15 protein-coding genes and 1 pseudogene are annotated in these 21,239 nt (G+C 62.6%); 5 read left to right on the top strand and 11 right to left on the bottom strand.

The window, feature by feature from the left end; translation table 11 throughout:
* Position 1: 1 nt before the first annotated feature.
* Positions 2–778 carry an ABC transporter ATP-binding protein gene (locus HNP00_RS21915; RefSeq protein ID WP_311770649.1) on the top strand — a complete coding sequence of 259 codons (777 nt, stop codon included), beginning with the start codon at positions 2–4 and terminating at the stop codon, positions 776–778.
* A gap of 389 nt (positions 779–1,167) precedes the next feature.
* Here the strand turns inward: HNP00_RS21915 and HNP00_RS21910 are convergent, their stop codons facing one another.
* The 10 genes from HNP00_RS21910 to HNP00_RS21865 all read right to left on the bottom strand — a co-directional run bounded on the left by HNP00_RS21910 (position 1,168) and on the right by HNP00_RS21865 (position 12,023).
* The gene (locus tag HNP00_RS21910; RefSeq protein WP_184741828.1) at positions 1,168–1,575 is read right to left on the bottom strand and encodes a Zn-ribbon domain-containing OB-fold protein; all 408 of its coding nucleotides are present in this window, start codon (positions 1,573–1,575) and stop codon (positions 1,168–1,170) included.
* A complete protein-coding gene (locus HNP00_RS21905; protein ID WP_184741827.1) occupies positions 1,572–2,756 on the bottom strand; it encodes a thiolase family protein in 1,185 nt (394 codons plus the stop codon). Before HNP00_RS21905 ends, HNP00_RS21910 begins: the two co-directional genes overlap by 4 nt.
* Before the next feature lie 46 nt (positions 2,757–2,802).
* Positions 2,803–4,620 carry an NAD(P)/FAD-dependent oxidoreductase gene (locus HNP00_RS21900; RefSeq protein ID WP_184741826.1) on the bottom strand — a complete coding sequence of 606 codons (1,818 nt, stop codon included), beginning with the start codon at positions 4,618–4,620 and terminating at the stop codon, positions 2,803–2,805.
* Positions 4,621–4,807: 187 nt separating this feature from the next.
* Positions 4,808–6,421 carry an NAD(P)/FAD-dependent oxidoreductase gene (locus tag HNP00_RS21895; protein ID WP_184741825.1) on the bottom strand — a complete coding sequence of 538 codons (1,614 nt, stop codon included), beginning with the start codon at positions 6,419–6,421 and terminating at the stop codon, positions 4,808–4,810.
* Positions 6,422–6,741: 320 nt separating this feature from the next.
* Positions 6,742–7,521, bottom strand: coding sequence for an SDR family NAD(P)-dependent oxidoreductase (locus HNP00_RS21890; protein WP_184741824.1), 780 nt, complete (start codon positions 7,519–7,521; stop codon positions 6,742–6,744).
* Positions 7,522–7,558: 37 nt separating this feature from the next.
* Positions 7,559–8,086, bottom strand: a complete 528-nt coding sequence (locus HNP00_RS21885; protein ID WP_184741823.1) for an HtaA domain-containing protein — start codon at positions 8,084–8,086, stop codon at positions 7,559–7,561.
* Entirely contained in the window at positions 8,083–9,342 is a 1,260-nt protein-coding gene (locus tag HNP00_RS21880) for an NAD(P)/FAD-dependent oxidoreductase (protein WP_184741822.1), read from the bottom strand. The genes HNP00_RS21885 and HNP00_RS21880 overlap by 4 nt, the downstream gene beginning before the upstream one ends.
* Positions 9,343–9,376: 34 nt before the next feature.
* Positions 9,377–9,685, bottom strand: coding sequence for a 2Fe-2S iron-sulfur cluster-binding protein (locus tag HNP00_RS21875; protein WP_184741821.1), 309 nt, complete (start codon positions 9,683–9,685; stop codon positions 9,377–9,379).
* Positions 9,686–9,720: 35 nt separating this feature from the next.
* Positions 9,721–10,971 (bottom strand): cytochrome P450, encoded by a 1,251-nt coding sequence (locus tag HNP00_RS21870; RefSeq protein ID WP_184741820.1) that lies wholly within the window; start codon positions 10,969–10,971, stop codon positions 9,721–9,723.
* 146 nt (positions 10,972–11,117) lie between these two features.
* Complete coding sequence (locus HNP00_RS21865) at positions 11,118–12,023, bottom strand: LysR family transcriptional regulator (RefSeq protein WP_184741819.1); 906 nt, start codon at positions 12,021–12,023, stop codon at positions 11,118–11,120.
* Positions 12,024–12,217: 194 nt separating this feature from the next.
* Between HNP00_RS21865 and HNP00_RS21860 the strand changes: the two genes are divergently transcribed.
* The 4 genes and pseudogenes from HNP00_RS21860 to HNP00_RS21845 all read left to right on the top strand — a co-directional run bounded on the left by HNP00_RS21860 (position 12,218) and on the right by HNP00_RS21845 (position 20,692).
* Positions 12,218–14,893, top strand: a complete 2,676-nt coding sequence (locus HNP00_RS21860) for a CoA transferase (RefSeq protein ID WP_184741818.1) — start codon at positions 12,218–12,220, stop codon at positions 14,891–14,893.
* A gap of 508 nt (positions 14,894–15,401) precedes the next feature.
* Positions 15,402–16,967 (top strand): Re/Si-specific NAD(P)(+) transhydrogenase subunit alpha, encoded by a 1,566-nt coding sequence (locus tag HNP00_RS21855; RefSeq protein WP_184741817.1) that lies wholly within the window; start codon positions 15,402–15,404, stop codon positions 16,965–16,967.
* A gap of 83 nt (positions 16,968–17,050) precedes the next feature.
* Positions 17,051–18,436, top strand: a complete 1,386-nt coding sequence (gene pntB / locus HNP00_RS21850) for a Re/Si-specific NAD(P)(+) transhydrogenase subunit beta (protein ID WP_184741863.1) — start codon at positions 17,051–17,053, stop codon at positions 18,434–18,436.
* 1,207 nt (positions 18,437–19,643) lie between these two features.
* Positions 19,644–20,692: pseudogene (locus HNP00_RS21845) on the top strand (IS110 family transposase).
* Between the two features lie 222 nt (positions 20,693–20,914).
* On the opposite strand, the gene HNP00_RS21840 reads toward HNP00_RS21845, so the two are convergent.
* The coding region (locus HNP00_RS21840; protein WP_184741816.1) for a 3-methyl-2-oxobutanoate hydroxymethyltransferase at positions 20,915–21,239 on the bottom strand (325 nt) is incomplete at its 5' end.

The following is a 21,239-nucleotide window of genomic DNA, read 5'->3' as shown; positions in this document are numbered from 1 at the left end:
CGTGGCCGCCTCGAAGGATCTGACTGGCTCCGGGGAACTGATCGTTGAAGGGCTGTCGGTGGCGTATGGCGCGCACAGCCTCGCCATCGAGGACGTTCATCTTCGGGTGGGCGCCGGCGAAACCCTGGCTGTTTTGGGATCGAATGGCGCCGGCAAGACGACGACGGTGCGTGCGATCACAGGAGTCCTGGGAAGCCATTCGGGGCGAATCGTGAAGGGGTCCATCCGCCTGAACGGAGTGGAAATAGCTCAGCTGTCTCCGTTCGCCCGGGTGCGAGCCGGAATAGCGCAATGCATGGAAGGCCGGAGAGTCTTCTCTGAGCTTTCCATCGACGACAATCTCCGCGCAGGTGCCATCACGCGGCGGGACAATGCTGCAATCCTGAGGGATGTGGAAGCTGTCTACGGCCGGTTTCCCGACCTCGCCGGGCGCCGGAAGGAGAAGGCAGGCTATCTTTCGGGCGGTCAACAACAGATGCTGGCGATCGGGCGGGCGCTGATGGCCCGACCCTCGGTCCTGCTGCTTGACGAACCATCACTCGGTCTTGCGCCGAAACTCGTCGAAATGGTGGCTGAGACCATCGCTGAGATCAAATCGCAGGGAACCACGGTTCTGCTCATTGAACAGAACGTCGCCATGAGTCTCGACCTCTCCGACCATGCGGTGGTCCTGGAGACCGGGAGGGTTGTGCTCTCGGGCCCCACTGCAGAGTTGCGGAACAACCCCCGCATTCATGCGGCGTACCTGGGAGGGCACACAGGGGCCGCGGCCGTCTGACAGCGGCACCTGACGAAGACCCAGCGGCACCCGGCCAAGGAAAAGGCCGGGTGCCGCTTCCGTGCAGGGGGTCGGGAGCTGGCGGATTTCGGTCTCAGAGTCCGACGTCGGCGCGGTCAGGTTCACACCGCCGCCATCCACCGAACCCTCGACGGCACAAGCGGTCAGCCAGCCACACTTCCACGGCGGCACGCCCGGGCGACTGCTATTGATCGGTGGGGTTTATGACCGGAGCCCAGTGCATGGCCGCTTTTTCATTGTTGCCGCCTTCCATCGTGGAAGAGCTTCATTAAGGATGCTCCGCTGGTTGCCACCAGGAGGTGGTAACCAGCGGAGCGGGAGAGTTGAGACCCGGTCGTGGGGACGTCCGGCTGTAGGGGGACTGCGGCTCAGGCATTCACCTTTGTGAAATACGGGAGGTGCAGTCCGTTTTCGATCTGCTGGAATGACACCCGCAGCCGGTCGCCGATGCCGAGGCCCTCTGCCTGGGACTCGTCTTTGAGCCGCGACAACAACCGCAGGCCTTCGTCCAGGAGGACATCGAGGAGTACGAACGGTGATTGATCATCGAATCCCGGCGTGAAGGGTCTCCTAACCACGGTGAAGCTATAGACCGTGGCGAGACCTGACAGGTGCTCCCAGAGGCGGCTCGGGCTCAGGCACTTTCCGCAAGCGGGCCGCGGATAGTGCTGCAGGTGGTTGCAGTCCTGGCAGCGCTGGGCACTGAGGATGCCTTGGGCGGCGAGATTCCAGAAGCCCCGGTCCCAGTGGACCGGCGTCGGCATGGGCTTGGTCATTTGAAACGTTCCTTTCCGACGATGAGGCCAGCGGTGACCACGAGGTTGCTCAGATAATCGATCAGGCCAATGCTCGATACAAAACCGAGTTTGGGGTCCTTGAGCTGGCGTGCCCCCGCTTCTCCACGGAGTTGGCGCACTGCTTCGACGACCGGAATAAGGCCGCCCCCTAGCCTGGGCTGTCCTATCGACAGCAGACCTCCGCCGGTATTGATGGGCAGTTCACCCCAGATGGAAAAGTCTGTTTCTTCGAGGAACTGTCCGCCCTTTCCCTTTTCACAAAAACCGAGGTCCTCCAGCTGAAGGAGGATCGCTATCGGGTAGTCGTCATAGAGCTGAAGGAAGTCCAGGTCCTCCCGCGCTGTGTTGGCGAAGAGTTTGTCGCGAATGTTCACGAAGCCTGTCTCAAGACGGTCCGGTGAGCCCTCCTGCACCTGATGGCCGTGGTGTTCAGCTGAGTCGCCGAGGTACACCGGCTGGCGTCCGGATTTTTTCGCTATCGACTCCCGGGTAAGTACCACGGCCACCGCCCCCGTGCAGCGCATCACGCAATCATATTTGCGGATGGGGTCTGAAATCAGCTCCGAGTTGACGTAGTCCTCAAGTGTGAGCGGATCACGCAAAAGGGCGTTCTCGTTCAGCTGCGCATGGCGGCGGAATGTCGTGGAGACCTTCCCTAGTTGTTCGATCGTGGTTCCGTGCTCGGCCATGTGCCGTCTCTGGACCAGGCCGAATGAGCTGTTGGGTCCGCCGTAACCATAGGGGAGAACCCAGCTACGGTTCATATAGTCCAGGGGCGAACCTGTCACGTCATGCTGACGCTCGGGGAATTCGAGGCGGTTGCCTCCGCCGACTATCACGACGACGTCTGCTTCGCCGGCTTCGATGGCGCGGCGTGCACGGAACATTCCAACGACAGGAGAGGCACCGCCGTAGTCGGCTTTCATGACCCAGTTCGCGCCGAAACCGAAATGTTCCGCCATGTAGGAAGAATCATCGGGGATCACCGGCGCGCAGAGAACAAGGCCGTTGACGTCGTCCTTGCCGATACCTGCATCTGCCAGTGCAAGGCGCATCCCCTCGGCAAGGAACTCAAGGTCCATGAGTTCCGAATTCCGCGCAAACTTCGTCTCCGCTGCCCCGGCGATTACTACTGGGTCCGTCACTGTTGCATCCGTCATTCTTTGCTCTCTCTCGGGCGGGTGTGGTTCTGGTCGTGCGGTGGGGTTAGTTCAGTGCGTCCTGGGTCTGGCGGGTCTGGGTGGTGCCGGTGTAGCCGGGGAGGATGCCTTCCTGGGCGGCTTTGATCTGCAGGGCCAAGTGGAGGGAGTAGATCCGGCATGAGGAGATGCCGCCGCCGATGAACCAGAGACCTCTTTGCGGGGTCTGGGTGAAGGTGTTGCGGATCTCGAGGGTGTCGGGGTCGTAGCCGCCGATCGCGCCGATTTTGCCGGCGACCTCGTCGCCGAAGAGGTCCCGGATTTCCTCGATCGGGCCCAGGTAGCCGGTAGCAAGGATGACGGCGTCGTAGTCCTTGACGGTGCCGTCCTTCAGGCGCACGCCTTCGGGGACGAAGGTGTCGAGGTCCTCGTGCTGGGCGATGGTGATGTCGCCGCGGATGATCGCTTCGGAGGCGCCGACGTTGATGTAGTAGCCGCCGCGGTAGCGGAAGAACTTCATCAGGTAGCCGGATTCGTCCTCGCCCTGGTCGGTGCGCAGGCCGGCCTTGTTCAGCGCTTCAATGGTTTCGCGGTCCTGCTCGGCGGTTTTCAGGGTCGCGGCCTTGAGGTTTTCCAGGAACAAAGGGTGGATGAAGTTCGCGGCCGAGACCAGGTCGATCTGGTCGGTGGGCTTGCCCTGGGTGTAGAGGCTCAGCAGGACGTTGGCGGTATCGATGTTGATGATCACCGTGGGGTTGCGCTGGAGCATCGTGACGTTCGCGCCATTGGTGCTCAGGTCCAGGGAGACGTCGTGGGCGCTGGTGGCGACCCCGACGACCAGGACGTTCTTGCCGGCGTAGTCGGCCCCGTCCCGGTAGGCTTTGGTGTGCAGGACGTCGCCGGCGAAGTCCGCGATCCCGGGAAGCTGCGGGATCCGCGGTTTGCCGCCCTCGTTGCCCGTGGCGACGATGACGTGCTGGGGGTGCATCACCCGTTCCTGGCCCCCTCGCCGGATCGTGACGGTCCACCGGCCGGCTTCCTCGTCGTAGTCGCCGCTGACGAATTCCGTGGCGGCCCAGTAGTTGATTTCCATGGCCTCGACGTAGGCCTCGATCCAGTTCGCGAGCTTGTCTTTGGGAATGTACTGCGGGAACGTGTCGGGCATCGGAAGGTAGGCGAAGTGCACGATGTCGGTCTCGTTGTGCAGCGCCAGCGACCGGTAGCGGGTGCGCCAGTTATCGCCCACCCGCGGATGCCGGTCCACGACCAAAGCCTCCACGCCGAGCTGGCCCAGCCGGGCCGCGCTCATGACTCCGGCCTGTCCGCCGCCGACAATGAGCACCTCGGGATCATGGTCCGCGAACGCGGCGGCCTCGACGCGCCGGTCCAGCCAGTTCCGCCGCGAGCCGTCCCGGCTGAAGCCCACCCCCTTCTTCCGGGCACCTCGCGAAACACCCTCGTACCCGTGCAGGTCCTCCAGCGTGGTGAACAGCTGCCATGCCCGGGCACCCAAAGGTGACCCCGCGTCCGGGACCAGCCGCACAATGCCGATCCCGTGCCCGTGGACCGTCTCGAACTCGAAGAACACCTCCAGGACCTCCCGCAGATGCCGCACCACCAGTTCGGGCTCCCCGTACCGGCCGGACAACCGGATCCCGGAGGGCCGCAGCTCCGCGGACGCATCCACCAGCGCCCCGGCGATGCCCTCCGCCCCCTGCTTCCACCCGATCGTCCAACTGAACGCCAGAAGGTCACGCCAGTATGGATCCTCCGTCAACAGATCCCGCACCCGCCCCGGCGCCCCCGCCGCCAACGCCAGCCCGAACTCCTCAAGCCACCGCTCCGCCGTTCCCGGCGCCAACACAGCACTCCCGTTCCGCACCATGATCTGTTACCTCCATCAAAGTCACCACCAAGGACCGGCCATCCCGGCCCAACCAACCACCGCAACACCCCAAGGGCAGAATCACGGGCTACTACTCTTGCCTCACGGGCAAGCTCCGGCACTACGTTTCCGGTGGGACCGAACCTCGCGTTGCCTTCTGGCACGCCGGCCGGTTCCGCGGACGTCGTCAGGCGAAGGCGAACCCTTGGTACCCGTTTTCTTCGACTGCGTTTGTCCGGGCCACGTATTTGTCCAAACCTCCTGCGTACGGTATGAAGGTCCGGCTCTGATCGTCTTTATTGACGTGAACCATGTAGTTTTCGACGCCCAGCCGCAGCAACTTGCTGGCCGCATCCGCAACGTGCGCCGTCCACTCGGTTTGGGCTTCCTCCGTCGGCTCAATGCGGGTATGCCCGTGATCCTTCATATACGTCAGCGCATTGGCTATGAACCGCACGTGCTGCATATTGCCCAGGATCATGTTGGCGAGCACCGAGGGGCTGCCCGGGCCGGTGACGATGAATAGATTCGGAAAGCCAGTGGTCATAAGGCCCAGGAACGTCTTCGGCCCCCGATCCCATTTGTCGGTGGGTTGCTCGCCCTTTTCGTTGCGGATGTTGGACTGATCCAGCGCTCCGGTGAAGGCATCGAATCCGAGTGCAAAGACAATCAGGTCCACCTCAAATTCCTGGTCCCGGGTCTTTATGCCGTGGGGAGTGATGCGCTCGATCGGGTCGGCTTTGACGTTGACAAGGGTCACGTTGTCGCGGTTGTAAGTCTCGTAGTAGCCGATATCGACGCACAGACGACGCGAGCCGATCGGATATTCGGTCGGAATCAGCTTTTCAGCCACTGCCGGGTCCTTGACCGTCTGACGGACCTTATCGCGGACAAACTCCGCGACAATTGCGTTTGCGTCAGCGTTACTTGACTGGTCGGTAAACACGGAGTTCATAGTGTGACCGCCATGTTCCCACCGCTCTTGAAGGAGCTGCTGCTGTTCCTCGGGGGACATGTCGGCGGCACGTGCGGAACCGCGGGGATTACGCGTCCCGGAGAAGGTGCCCACCAGTTCGCGCCAGACGTCTTCGACTCCGCGTGCGATGTCCTGGTAGCGGCCCTCGTCCATCGGGCTGTTCTGCGCGGGCACCGAGTAGTTCGCAGTGCGCTGGAAGACGTAGAGGCGCTCGGCCTCTTTGGCCAGCTGGGGGATGACCTGGACGCCGGAGGATCCGGTGCCGATCACGGCAATACGTTTGCCTTTGAGCGCAACCGGATGTTCGGGCCAGTGTGAGGTCTGGACCCATTCGCCCTTGAAGTCGTCCAGCCCATCGAAACTGGGCTTGCGTGCCTCGGAAAGCTGCCCGGTGGCCATGACCAAAACACGGGCGGTGACCGCCTTACCGTCGCTCATCGCGATGGTGTAGCTGTCGGTTGACGGGTCCCACTGGGCGCCTGTCATCCGGGTGGAGAACTTGTAGTTCCCCCTGACGTCGTACTTGTCAGCAGCGAAATTGAGGTAGGCCAGGATTTCTGGCTGGGCGGCATAGCGTTCGGACCATTTCCACTCGGAATAGATTTTGGGGTCCACATAGCAGTAGAAATAGCTTTCCACATCGACGCGGGCGCCCGGGTAGCGGTTGTGAAACCAGACTCCGCCGAACCCGCTTCCCGATTCGAGGCCGAGTACCGAGAGTCCCTTTTCCTTAAACTCGTGTACTGCGAAGATGCCGCCTGCACCGGCGCCTACGACCACAACGTCATAGTCAGTTACAGCTGAATTCGTACCGTCTTTGGTCACGTCAACTCCTAGGTGTCGCCCCTGGGGGCACTCAATGGTGAAAAAACTTGGGGGCCGCCGCTGCGACTCGGCCATGCGGCAAGTTCTCCGCGCGACTAGCTTTTTAAAATACTATCGGTGGAGAACTCGTATCTCAACAAATAATCTATTCTTCTCGTAATTGAATATTCGCCAAACCTCCGGAATCCTGCCGGCGCTTACTGCTCCAGACGGGAGTCTCATGGAGCCGCCCGGGATATCGAGTCCGGCTACGCCGCCTCCGATCACGATGACCTCTTGCTCGTTCATGGAATCTCCGTTGGATGGTTGCGGGCGCGCAGTCACGAGTGGGTGCTGGATCCGCCGTCGACGGTGAGTGTTGTTCCCGTGATATAGCTCGAGCTGTCGGACAGGAGGAAAAGGAGAGCACCCAGGATGTCGTCGGTGGTGCCCATCCGGCCGAGCGGGACGGTGTCGAGGGCAGCGGTGAGGGCGGCCGGATCGTCGTGGAGCCACCGGGTCATCTCGGTTTCGACGAATCCTGGCGCGATGGCGTTGAAGCGGATGCCCGTGCTGCCGAGCTCGCGGGCGAGGAATTTGGTCAGGTGCGTCACGGCGGCCTTCGAGGTTCCGTATGCGCCCCGTGCAGGCCTGACGCGGAAAGCAGCCAGCGAGGCCATGTTCACAACCGACCCGCCACCGGTACCGATGCTTCGGGCCGCTGCCTGCGCCCCGAAGAGTACGCCGTCGACATTGACTGAAAAGGTGGCATGCAATTGATCGGGGGTAATGTCGAGGATCGGTGCCTGCGGGAAGACGCCGGCGTTGTTCACCCAGTAGTCGAGCCGGCCAAACTGTTCGACGGCGCGCTCGGCCAGCCGTGTGTGGTCTTCCGGTTGGGTCACGTCAAGGCGGCAGCCGATGACCCGTCCCCCGGTGGAGGACTCGATGGCCGCAGCTGTCGCCTCCATGGCCTCGGCGTTGATATCGCCGGCGATCACTGCGACGCCCCGCACGGCAAGGCCTTCGGCGAAGCGCGCCCCCATGCCGCGTGCTGCCCCGGTGATGACAGCGACTTTACCGTCGAGCTCGGGGTAGGAGGGGCCGTTCCGTTCTGTCATGGTACGTCCTTGCTGTAGTCGGGTGAGGTCGTCGAGGTCATGCCGGGGGAGCGGTCGTCAGGTAGAAGCTGAGGTGATCCAGCGGCGCGCCGACACGGTAGGTGTCTCCGAAGAACCGCACCCCCTCGAAGGTGAGCTCGGGCGAGCAGTTGTTCCAGCGGACGACCCCCGTCGGCGCGTCGAGGAGCGCAGGGGCCAAGGTGAACCGGGCTATGGCGTGCCGGACGCCGCCGGTCAGCGCGTCTTCAACCGTCAGCGTGACGCGGTCCCCGTCGAGCTCGAGCCAGGGCTGTGCGAATGTTATCGCCAGCAGGCCACCGTAGCCGTCGAAGGCGACCGCACCCTGGAACTTCACGAAGATGCGCCGACCATCCGGTGCGATGTGAATGGAGTCGCCCGGAAACTCGTACTCGTCCTCTGTCAAAGTGACGCCGATTCCGGCCTCGGAGCCGTCTTCCAGCGCCGAGATATATCCGCGGAAGCTTCTTTTGATCGCCCATCGCAGTGTGCCGGGCGCGGACGCGAGGATCGCTGTTTGGTCGGACCCGTGCGTGGCTGCAGTCATGCCGGGATCACCGCGGAGTGGGCAGTGTTCACTACGGTGTCTTTGAGAGGAACGTCCGGATCCTTCGCCAGGTTTGCATCGATCCGGGCCCCGCGTTCCACCAGGTTTCGTCCTTGCACATAGTCGCGCATCATGTTGACGGCGTCGACCGCGAGGACCTCATTCTCTTTGAGATAGATGACGCTGAAGCGCGATTCGGCCGGGTTTCCCCGGATGATGGTCGTTTCATGCCCGGTTTGGAGACCGGCGGTCTGGATCTTGGTGTCGTACTGGTGTGACCAGAACCAGGGGGGAGCGGTGTAGGGACGGGCATCGCCTAGGATGGCCGCAGCGACGGTTTTTGCCTGATCGGTCGCATTCTGCACGGATTCCAGGCGGACGCGTCCTGTTTGTGCGTATTTTGACGGAGTGTTCGCGCAATCGCCGATCGCGTAGATATTCGGCAGCGTGCTGTGGCAGAACGCGTCGGTGACGATGCCGTTGTCAACCGCGGCGCCCGCTTCCTGAAGTGTTCGGCAGGATGGGATCAGTCCGATGCCCACCAGCACGAGGTCTGCGGGGACATGTTCGCCGGAGGCCAGTCGCACCCCCGTGACGTGACCTTTGGAGCCGGTGATCTCCTCCACTCCCGAGTTGAGGATGATCCGTACGCCGTGGTTCTCGTGCAGTTGTGCGATGTAGTCCGAGATCTCCTGTCCGGTCACCCGGGCCAGGAGCCGGGGGAGTGCCTCGACGACCGTGACTTGGACGCCCAGTTCGGTGAACTTGGCTGCGGCCTCCAACCCGATGTAGCCGCCCCCGATCACGGCTAGGCGCCTGACCGAATTGGCCGAATGACGCAGCAGCCGGGCATCGGCAATGGTCCGCAGGCTCCGTACGCCACGCAGGTTGCTGCCGGGAACCGGGATACGGCGAGCCGTGCCGCCTGCAGCCCAGACAAGTGTTCCAAAACCGATGTGCTCCCCGCCGCGGGTGGTTGTGGTGGAGGATCCGGCGTCGACCTCCGTCACTTCCTCTCCGAGCCGAAGGTCGATGCCGGATTCGTCCCAAAAAGACTGGCTCCGGATCAGGATTTCGTCGTCGTCCTGCTCGCCGGACATGTATCCCTTGGACAGCGGGGGCCGCTCGTAGGGCAATTCCGTCTCACTCCCGACGAGCCCGACCGTACCTGTGTAGCCGCCATTGTGCAGCGATACGGCGAGCTGGGTTCCGGCGTGGCCGGTGCCGACAATCAGCGTGTCGTAGTAGACCGCCATCGTTCATCTCCTGCTGTTAGGTCCCTGACCGGGGTCAGGGAATGGCGACGTCCATGCCATCGAGGGCGGCGGTTACCTTTACCTGGCAGCCGAGTCGGCTGTCAGCGCAGACCTTGTCATCGAACTCCAGCAAATCGTTCTCGTCTACCGATGCGGACCTCATCCTGCTCTTCCAGGGCTCAGTGATGTACACGTGGCACGTGGCGCAGTTCATCTCGCCGCCGCACTCGCCCTCGATTCCCGGGAGCCCATTCTGGACGGCGATCTTCATCAGGTTCTCGCCGTCGCTTGCGCCGATTTCTTTAACGTCGCCCTGCGGGGTAGTGAATCGTACTGTTGGCACGGAATCTCCTTCTTTGGTGCCGCTGTCCCTGGCGTTTATACGAGGGCCGGCGTGTTGAGTCGGACCGGCATCGTGCGGAAGCCGGTGACATTGGCGTCGGGGATCCACTCGGGATCGGCCGTCAGTTCGATGTCCGGGAATGCCCGCAGGAACTTGGGGAAGAATGAGGCCAGCTCAAGGCGGGCCAGGTTACGCCCCAAGCACATATGCAGGCCCTCTCCTAGTCCCAGGTGCGGGTTCGGATTGCGCCGGATGTCGAACTTCTCCGGGTTCTCGAACACGCGCTCATCGCGGTTGGCCGAGGCCAGGAAGGCGATGATCCAGTCATTCTGACGGATCGTCTTTCCGTGCAGCTCGAAATCCCGGGTGGCGACCCGCAGCCGGCCCGAGCCCGGGCTGACCCAGCGGATGACCTCTTCGACGGTGGACTTAGTCAGGGAGGGATCTTCCAGCAGCAGAGTGCGCTGCTCGGGGTTGTTCATGAAGGCCCACAGTCCGACGGCGGCCGTGTTGCGCGTCGACTCGAGACCCCCGGAGATCATCAGTGAACAGTATGTGGCCGACTCATGGGGGCTCAGCGGGTCTCCATCGATCTGCATTTGTGCGATCACCGTGGCCAGGTCGTCCTTGGGATCCTTGCGGCGCTCCTGGGTGAGCCTCTGGCTGTAGTCGTAGAGACGCTGCGCGCCAATCTGGTACGTCTTGATGTGATCGTTGTCGATGATGTAGCGAGGATCGGCAGCAGCCATTTTCTGGGAGGTCGCCTCCCGTAACATATCCCAGTCTTCCGGAGGCGCACCGAGCATCGTCAGGATCACACGAGCAGAGAGCTCCTCGGCGATGTTGTCCACCACGTCAACCTCGTCGCGTTCACACGCCTCTGCGATAATGCCGTCGACAACGGCGTCGATCTGGGACTTCAGCCGGCCTACGGCCGGGACGCTGAAGTGCTTGTTGAGCGGGCGCCGGTAGAGATCGTGAAGGGGATTATCGTTTGCCGTCATGAGCACGTCGAACCCGAGTTGATGGCGCTGCTCGGGCGTGCGCCGCTTCGAACTGCGGGGGATGCGCGTGTCAATCCGGTTGCTATACAGCTGGTCGTCCAGCAAATAGTTCTTGATGTCCTCATGCCTGGTCAGCGTCCAATAGTGACGGCCGTAGCGGTCGTCCTGGGTCCAGTGAACAGGGTCCTCGTCACGCAAGAGTTTGAAGGTCCGGTGGGAGTCGCCCTTCCCGTACCAGGCTGGGTCTGTCAGCTGGTTGTCGATTTCATGCCAGTCGGTCATATTCGGGCCTCTCCATCGAGTCACGTATTGATTTCAGTGACCGCCGAAGGTGCTCTGGTGGCCTGATTGGAAGTTAAGCCGATTCTTCCAATTTCCGCCAATGAATGTTTCATCTAAAATTTATACGAAAAAAGTATATTAAAACCTCAGATCGCGTCGGGTTCGCCCTTGCGGTGGACATACGCTGCTTTGAGCAGGTCTATGAGTAACGCGGCAGCGGGCGAAAGGGGGTGGCCTGCAAGCATGAAGGCACTTATTTCGGGAGACTCGGCTAGGTCAAAGTCGACATCGAGTGGGACAAGTTCCCGCTCCCGGTCCCGCGCTGAAAACATGAGGACGGCGTCTGACCTGAGGGTCGTTCGGACTAGCAGCTCGAAGTTGTCGATTTCCACCGTGGCGTGAAGATGCCTGGCCAGCTCCTCATCGACGTAAAGTAGCCGGTCATTCCAGGCCGTTCCCGAAATGCGGGGGTATCGGCTAATCATCTCGGACGAGATTGAATGCTGCCCTACCAGTGGGTGCCCCGGACGCACCAGAATGCCGGGCGGTCGGCTACCAAATCGCCGCCGTTCGACGCCGGGAACCTTGGCATTGCGATGGAACGGGGCGATATAGAACTCGATGCTTCCGTTTAGCAAGCGTTGGTTCATCACCTCGCCCTGATCGATGACCACCGAAACATCTGTCGACGGGTAGGCCTCCATGATTTGGAGCAGCGGTTCGGTGAGGCTTGTGCTGGCGAGCATTGGCCCGATGCCAAAGGCAAGCTCTCGCTGAGGTGCGTGCTTGATGTTGGTAAGTTCTTCTTCGAGGGCCCCGGCTATCTCGAGTAATTGCTCTGACCTGCGCAGCAGTTCCTGGCCGCCGATGGTCAGGCGCAGGCCCGCTCGGCCCCGTTGCCGTTCTATCAGCCTCATGTCAAGGCTTTGTTCCAGCGACTGGATGCTGCGGCTCAGGGTGGGCTGGGTGACGTGAAGTTTCCGGGAGGCCTGCTCGTAGTTCCCGGTACGTGCGAGCACGCGGAAGTGCTCCAATTTTACGAGGTTGATCACGCCCCCATCTTGGCATGGGCTGCGATCCGGGCATCTCGGCGAGACGCAACTCCTCTTTCTTATCAAAATCCCAAAGAATGTCATCGTTTGCCAGGAATAGATTCTTTAGCCTAGGGTGGACGGAACATGTGGGACTATTCTGGACCATCGTGCCTGGAGGCGCGGCGTGGCCGGAAGACGAATCGGAGCCAATGATGCCATCTGAAACTCATTCACGAGCAGGCAGCAGTGAACCTGCGGCCAAGGGGTTCCTGTCGGGTGTCCGGGTGATCGAGCTCGCGGACGAACTGGGCGAATTCTGCGGCCGCGTCCTGGCGGGCCTCGGCGCTGAAGTGATCAAGGTAGAACCGCCCGAGGGCGAAGCGACACGCAGTTATGGGCCGTTCTACGGGGATCAGCCGGATCCTGAGCGAAGCCTCTATTTCTGGCATTACAACCTCGGTAAGAAATCCATTTCCATCGACCTCGACAGTCAGGAGGGCCGCGAGGAGTTTAAGCTCCTGTGCGACTCTGCCGACATAGTGATCGACACCCGGCACCGAAGTTACCTGAATGACCGAGGCATCGGCGGCGACGTCCTCCGCCAGCGCAACCGCGGCCTTATCTACGCGAGGATCAGCCCCTTCGGTGATGATGGTCCGTGGGCGGACTATGTCAGCAGCGACCTCGTACACCTCGCCCTTGGGGGCGTGATGATGAATTGTGGATATGACCGGACGCCGCTCGGCGATTACGATACGCAGCCGATCGCGCCCCAACTTTGGCACAGTTACCATATCACCGGCGATCTCACCGTTATCCAGCTACTGGCGGCGCTCAACTACCGGCTTGAGACGGGCGAAGGGCAGTCCATGGCGACGGCAGTCCACGACGCCGTGAGCAAGAATACGGAGACAGATGTCCCGAGTTGGATCTACGCGCGCCAGGAGCACGCCAGGCAGACTTCGCGGCATTCGTTGGCGGCGCCGGTGGGAAAGAACGGCCTTCCCGCAACGACCGTCAATCCCAATGCACGGTCCAAGGACGGACGCTGGGTGCTGGCCTACCGCACGTACTTGGAAGGATTCGGCGGCTCAGCAGAGCAGATGCTCGCCGTGTTGCGGGAATTCGGCTCCGAAGAAGACATAGCGGACGCCAAGTATGCCGAACCAGGGGCGCTGTCAGAGCCGACGAACGCCCAGCACCTCCAGGATGTCATCAACCGGATGGTCGGCGCGTATAAGTACGATCGGGACATCTGGAAAGCAGGCCAAGCACAGGGAATGACGTGGGCTCCGGTCCGCCGGCCTGAAGAGAACCTGGCGGACGAGCACTGGAAAATACGCAGCACTTTCAGTGAGGTCGCATACCCGGAGTTGGGCAAGACGTTCACCCAGGTCACCGGGCGATGGTGTGCGAGCAACACCCAGTGGCAGGCCGGTCCGCGTGCACCCCTTCATAACGAGCACGGCACAAGCCTTCGTGCTTCGCTGCCGAGGAAGCTGGGTACTCCCTCCGCTCATCCGGCCGGGCCGCCCCGCCGCACCGGCGCCCTCAGCGCTCACGGGAAGCCGTTTGCCCTGGACGGAATTCGCGTTGTCGATCTCGCTTGGATGCTCGCGAGCGCGGGTGCCGGACGTTTCTTCGCCGCCCACGGCGCCGAGGTGATCAAGGTCGAGCACAGTTCACGCATCGACGGTATGCGGCTCGGTTCCGGGATTGTTCCGCCGGGGGGCAAAGCGGAACGCGACGCCGCGACAGGACCCATCTTTGCCCAGCGCGGAGAAAGCCTCAACCGCAGTGGGGCCTTCGGCGAAATAAACGCCGGTAAGTTGGGGTTGGGGCTCAATCTGAAATCCGAAGAGGGAAAACGGATACTAACCGACCTCATCCGCGAGGCGGACGTCATCATTGAGGGCTTCTCTCCAGGCACCATGGAGCGGATGGGCTTCGGGTATGAGCGGCTAAAGGAAATCAACCCCCGGATCGTGTATGTGCAGCAATCGGGATTCGGGCAGAAGGGGACCTTTGGCAACCTGCGGAGCTTCGGTCCGACGGCGCAGGCGTTCTCTGGGCTGACCGAGATGTCGGGCCTCCCTGAGCCTTATGCTCCAGCCGGAATCGGGTACTCCTACCTCGACTGGGTGGGCGCCTATCAGATGGCCATGGCGATGATGGCAGGCGTGTACCGCCAGCGGCTGACGGGTGAGGGGTGCTGGATCGACTCTTCCCAAACCGAGGCAGGAATCTACCACTCCGGAACTGCGACCTTGGACTTCGTGGTCAACGGACGACCATGGGCCAGGATCGGCAACCGTTCTCCCTACAAGGCGGCGGCGCCCAGTGGCGCGTTCCGCACCGCAGGGATCGACCGGTGGATCGCCATCTCGGTTTTCGACAATCCGCAATGGGCGCAGCTCGTGGGCGAGTTGGGCCGCCAGGATCTGCTCTCAGACTCTCGCTTCGTGACCCTGGAAAGCCGGCTCGCCCACCAAGAAGAGCTCGAAGCCGAGATCCAGGCGGCGACGGCCGGCCGGGACGGCTTCGAGCTTATGGCTGCACTCCAGGCCCGGTCGGTTCCTGCGGGCGTCTGCCAAACGGCTGCAGACCGAGTCGAATCGGATCCGCAGCTAAAGCATCTTGAGTGGCTGGTGGACCTGAATCAATCCGAAATCGGCACCTGGCCCGTGCGTGAGCTCGCTGGCAGGCTGAGCGGAACACCTTCCTACATAGGTGGAAAATTTGATCGGCACGCCCCCAGCTACGGTGAGGACACCTGGTTTGTCCTCAAGGAAATCCTCTCCCTGACTAATGACGAAATTGAACTCCTGGCAAGAGACGGAGTCATCGAGGGATCACGTGAGCAGGTCGAGGCGAGGAATCTGTCGTGACTGCTGAGATTGGTGATTCAGCCGGCTGAGTGTCTGACGGACGGTCGGATTCGACGGTTCCCCTGACAGGGTGCTCAGGGAAAGGCCAAGTGCCTCTAGGCCGCTGCCAGCCAGGAGATCATCAACGGGAGTCCGGATGGGATTGACAAACGACAACGGCGCCGTTTCAAGGTCAGCTGCGCAGAGACCATGTGGCCGGCACGGGTGCCTGACTTCGGCTTCCTTCCTCGTGTCCGGCAACTAGGCTCTCCGGTCCGGCGAGGTCGCACCCCTGACGACGTGCTGCGCTACGATGGCCGCCCCTCCTCCAATCCAGGGAGCTATTACACCGTACCGGCCTTACCTTGTCGCCTCCGGCTTATGACGACCAAAGGGGCGGCCAAGTTGAGGAGATACAGGAGCGGTCACCGTCTTGCTGACAGCGCCTCCGAGGAAATGAACATACGCGGGTTTTGGCCGGGCAGCGGAATCCGCCCCGGGCATGTTGGATGGATGAGAGAGAGTAAACGTGACACGTATCGGGATTGTGGCGGAGTTAGGCCAAGAGACAAGGGTCGCGGCGACGCCAGTCACCGTCAGACAGTTGTTGGAGTTGGGTTACGAGGTGGTGGTCGAGAAGGGCGCCGGGGAGTCGGCGTCCTTCGCGGACGACTCGTATGCTGCGGCGGGTGCCGTGATTGTGGGCGCGGACGAGGCATGGGGCAGCGAAGTGGTGCTGCGGGTGAACGCGCCCACGGAGGAAGAGATCGGCCGTCTGGCCGTCGGGGCAACCCTGATCGGGTCGCTGAGCCCGGGCTTGAGGCCGGAGCTGGTGGAGGCTTTGGCGGCACGGCCGATCACGGCGCTTGCGTTGGACGCGGTGCCGCGGATCTCCCGGGCACAGTCGATGGACGTGCTCAGTTCGATGGCGAACATTGCCGGTTACCGGGCCGTGATTGAGGCAGCACACGAATTTGGATGGTTTTTCACCGGGCAGGTGACCGCCGCTGGCAAGGTCCCGCCGGCGAAGGTACTGGTTGCGGGGGCCGGGGTGGCCGGCCTGGCGGCGATCGGGGCGGCGAGCAGCCTGGGTGCGGTCGTACGCGCTACTGACCCGCGGCCGGAGGTGGCTGACCAGGTGAAGTCCATCGGCGGAACCTACCTCAAGGTGGAGGTCGAGGAGGTCATGACGTCTTCCGACGGGTACGCCAAGGCCACGTCCGAGGCGTACAACGCCCGGGCGGCGGAGATTTACTCCGAACAGGCCCAAGATGTTGACATCATCATCACCACGGCACTGATCCCGGGACGTCCCGCGCCGAAGCTGCTCACGGCCGAGGATGTGGCCGGCATGAAACCAGGAAGCGTGATCGTTGACATGGCCGCAGGCCAGGGCGGGAACGTGGAAGGCTCGGTCGCCGGGGAACGCGTGGTAACGGACAACGGCGTCGTGATCCTGGGCTACACCGACCTCCCGGCCCGGCTGCCGGCACAAGCGTCCCAGCTGTACGGGACCAACATGCTGAACCTGCTCAAGCTCCTGACCAAGGAGAAGGACGGGCAGCTGAGGATTGACTTCGATGATGTGGTGCAGCGCTCGGTGACGGTGGTGCGCGACGGTGAGAAGACCTGGCCGCCGCCGCCGGTCCAGGTCTCCGCCGCGCCTGCGGTGAAGACTGACACCGCGGGTGCGGGGGAGTCCGCTGCCGGCAAGGCATCGAAGAAGAAGGGGCTCAGCCGGGCCGGTAAGGCCGGGCTCGTTGCCGCGGGCATCGCGGTCCTTTTCGTGATCAACGCGATCGCGCCGGCACCGTTGCCGCAGCACTTCACGGTGCTGATGCTCTCGGTCGTGGTCGGGTTCTACGTCATCGGGAAAGTCCATCATGCGCTGCACACGCCGCTGATGTCGGTCACGAACGCCATCTCGGGAATCATCGTCGTCGGGGCGCTGCTGCAGATCACTTCCGGCAACCTCCCCATGCAGGCCCTTGCCGCCGTTGCGGTCCTGCTGGCCAGCATCAACATCTTCGGTGGCTTCGCCGTCACGCGGCGCATGCTCGCGATGTTCTCCCGAGGAAACCGGGTCAACGGATGAGCGCCGTCACCGAAGCAGCACGAACATTAACGAGGAGCCTCACCGTGTCTGATACCGTCTCCGGTCCCTGGACCGCAGAATCCATGGCGGGGGCGGCCTACATTGTCGCGGCCCTGCTGTTTATCCTCAGCCTTGCCGGGCTGAGCAAGCATGAGAAGGCCCGCGCCGGGGTCATGTACGGCATCGCCGGCATGGTGATCGCGCTCGCGGCCACCATCTGGCTGACCCTCCAGGGTGCCTGGGGGACAGGAGCAGGGTTCACCGGGCTGGTCTTGCTCGTGGCCGCGGTGCTGGTGGGCGGCGCCATCGGGTTGTGGCGCGCCCGCGTCGTTCAAATGACGGGCATGCCCGAACTCATCGCCCTGCTCCACAGCTTCGTTGGCCTCGCGGCAGTGCTCGTCGGCTGGAACGGGCACCTTGAAGCCCCGGACCTGCCCGGGGCGTTGACGGCCGTCCACCACGCCGAGGTGTTCATCGGCGTGTTCATCGGAGCGGTCACCTTCACCGGCTCAATCGTCGCGTTCCTCAAACTCTCGGCACGGATGAAGTCATCGCCGCTGATGTTGCCCGGAAAGAACGCCATCAACCTCGGCGCCTTGATCGCATTTGTCGCGCTCACGGTCTGGTACGTCAATGACTCCCAGTTGTGGCTGCTGGTTGTCGTCACTGCCCTTGCCCTGGCACTGGGCTGGCACCTTGTGGCTTCCATCGGCGGCGGCGACATGCCCGTCGTCGTCTCGATGCTCAACAGCTACTCCGGCTGGGCCGCAGCAGCCGCGGGTTTCCTGCTCAACAACGACCTCCTCATTATCACCGGTGCCCTGGTCGGCTCCTCCGGCGCCTACCTGTCCTACATCATGTGCAAGGCCATGAACCGGTCCTTCATCTCCGTGATCGCCGGCGGCTTCGGCATCGCCGCCCCGACGGGAGGGGACGCCGACTACGGCCAACACCGCGAAATCACCGCCCAGGCAACCGCCGAGCTACTGTCCAACGCATCCAGCGTCGTCATTACCCCCGGCTACGGCATGGCAGTCGCCCAGGCCCAGTACCCCGTCGCCGAACTCGCCCACCAGCTCCGCGAACGCGGCGTGAACGTACGGTTCGGCATCCACCCGGTCGCCGGACGCTTGCCCGGACACATGAACGTGCTCCTCGCCGAAGCGAAAGTCCCCTACGACATCGTCCTGGAAATGGACGAAATCAACGATGACCTCGGCGATACCTCGGTCGTTCTCGTTATCGGAGCCAACGACACCGTGAACCCCGCCGCCGCCGAAGACCCGGGAAGCCCCATCGCCGGCATGCCCGTCCTGCGCGTATGGGAAGCCGAGAACGTCGTCGTGTTCAAGAGATCCATGGCCGCAGGCTACGCCGGCGTCCAGAACCCCCTGTTCTTCCGCGACAACTCCCAGATGCTCTTCGGCGACGCCAAACAACGCGTCGAAGACATCCTCAAAGCGTTCTAACAGAACAGCTTCTGGTGTATTCCGGTCGCCAGGTCACCTTCGTCCGCCCTGCTGACACGCTTCCGTTCATACATATAGCCGATGCCACTAACGAGAAGAGAAATGCCATGCCCAGAAGCCGGGTTCCGCCAAGTAGCCCCGTCCAGAAGGCGTGCCAACCAGGCGTGCCCGAGCCGACACCGCGGGCCGAAGAAGCACCAGCGTACCTGCCTGCTCTCAACATCGATGAGATTACAGCATCACCCTGGATAGGGCTCCACTACCGGCACGAGTTTTTGCTCCACTACAAGCACGAATTGCTGGAATAGGGTCTAAGTACCAATGCCAAACTTGCATCTCATAAGCCCTTGAAGTTCCGTCGGCCGGAAGGCAACCGACGCGGTGTGGGCTACTACACGGACGATCCGCCGATAGCTGCGAGGAAGCACTGGGTGATCAGCGGATCATCAATTATCGCGACGAATTCAGTGCCTCTCCGCTGACCACACGAGATCTGGGCACGGTTCCTTCTTACCCGGTGCCACCGTGGGTATCCCCCTACCGGCTCCGCAAACGTCCACTGTTAGGGTCGGTTATCATCATTGCGGCTGCGGTAGTGGCAGGCTTTCCCACGTGCAGCCCAACTTGCTAATTCGGGTCACTGCCTAATTCGGGTCGCTGCAAAACTCCACGTCATACGACCCGACCGGGCTGAGCCGTTGGAGACCGACGGTGCGGCCGGGGCTTCCTTCCTTAGTTTGAACGATGTTTGTTCCTCGCTTCTCGTTCATGGTGCTGTCCGGGGCTTACTGCATGATCAATGGCTTCCGTTTTTCGTCATCGCCCATGTTGTGAAGTCGGCAAGCGGTAACGGCTGCTTCGCTGCAGGCAGGGAACGCGACCGTCACCGCCCATTCCTAGAGGACGAAGACCGGCTTGATGGTGGCGCCTGCCTTCATATCTCTAATGGGTTGTGACCAGCCCGAGGTTGGTTGGCAGACTGCTTCCGGGACCACCGGGCGTGACCCCCTTCATATCTGACCCGCCCTGCGGTGTCTTATAGACGACCTGTCCGCCCGGAGGGCCCGGGAGCAGCCGGCCCACTCCAATGGCTTTATAGAAGGCTGTCCGCGTCGCCCCGGTGGTGCTGCGTAACCCGTTAGAGATTTGCCTCGGTGTGATCCCTCCCGGCTGGTTCCGATCAGACATTTCGGACAGGAGCAAGCAAATGACCATAGTCGCAGAGCAGTACACACACGTCGTCGGCGTGGACACGCACGCCAGGACCCACACATTCTCAATGCTCGCCGCCACTACGGGCGCGGTAATCGGGACCGAAACGTTTCCCACCACCGGGGCGGGCATGAGCCGGGCGGTGGAATGGATCCGGCGCCGCACCCCGACGGGGAACGTCCTGGCCGCTGTCGAGGGGACGAGCTCCTACGGGGCACGCCTGACGCGCCTGCTCGAGGTTGAGTGCTTCGTTGTCTGCGAGGCCAGGCCGCCCCGGCGGCAATCCCGTCGCGCCCACGGCAAATCCGACGATCGACGCCGTCGCCCCTGCCGGACCGTCCCGGGAAGACGGCGACGACCGAACTCGTCAGCCCCAGGTCCGAGGGCCTCAGGGACGCACTGCGAATCCTTCTGGCTGCCCGGCGCTCGATGGACACCCGGCGTACCGATGCGCGCAACGCGCTGACCGCTCTGTTGCGGACTCTCGATCTGGGAATCGATGCACGCTCCCCGCTGACCGCTGCCCAGGTCACGACGGTCCAGGGCTGGCGGGCAAGACCGGGTGACGGAGCGGCCGCCGCCGTTGCACGGGCCGAGGCGCGGCGCCTCGCCTCCGCCGTCATTACACTCGGCACGGAACTGGAGGACAACCAGCGGGCCCTTGCTGAACATGTCCAGCTCATGGCTCCGGGAATCCTGGACATCTCCGGGGTAGGCCCGGTGACCGCGGCGATCATCCTCGCCTCGTATTCGCACCACGGCAGGGTCCGCTCGGAAGCGGCCTTCGCAGCCCTCGCCGGCGCCAGCCCCATCCCGGCATCCTCGGGCAACACGAATAGGCACAGGCTCAACCGCTACGGTGACCAGCAGCTCAACCGCGCACTGGACGTCGTCGCCAGGACCAGAAGCCTCACAGACCCCGCCACTCGCGCCTACATCGAGCGACGCACCGCGGAAGGAAAGAGCCCACGGGAAATGCGCCGCTGCCTCAAGCGCTTCATCGCCAGACAGATCTTCCGCCAACTCCAGACACTCCTGGCTTGACTTCCCGTCATAGAAGGGTCGTCCACGGCCTGGTTTATGTCTTCCAGCTTGTAGGTGGTCACGAGCTTTATTCACCGGGAATCCGACGGCTTCAACGAGCGAGACAAGCGCCGGTATCAGCTTTCGATTTCGCTGTAGCCCAAGGTGATGCCCTGCACGCGCCGGCCGGGAATGAGGAAGTTCACGTCGACGAAGGCTGTTGCCCGACATTACATGTAGCCACTAGAAGGAGTGCTCGGGTCCCGGAAACTGGCCCGAACGCACTTCTTCTCCGTATGCCTTGGCGGCGTCGCTGAGTGAGGTCCGGAGGTCGGCGTACTGCTTGACGAACTTGGCCATCCTGCCGCCCCGAAGCCCGGCCATGTCCTGCCAGACCAGAACCTGGCCCGTAGTGACATTACCGGCGCCGATGCCGATCGTCGGCACCGACACTGCTGCGTCCACTGCCGCAGCAGCGTCCGCGGGGACCATTTCCATGAGGACGCAAAATGCCCCGGCATGGGCCAGGGCAACGGCGTCTTCGACCAATCGCAGCGCGTCGTCGCCA

This window comes from Arthrobacter sp. AZCC_0090, assembly GCF_014207375.1.
Taxonomy (GTDB): domain Bacteria; phylum Actinomycetota; class Actinomycetes; order Actinomycetales; family Micrococcaceae; genus Arthrobacter.
The sequence above is the reverse complement of the archived record's forward strand: the minus strand, read 5'-3'. Positions and strand labels throughout refer to the sequence as shown.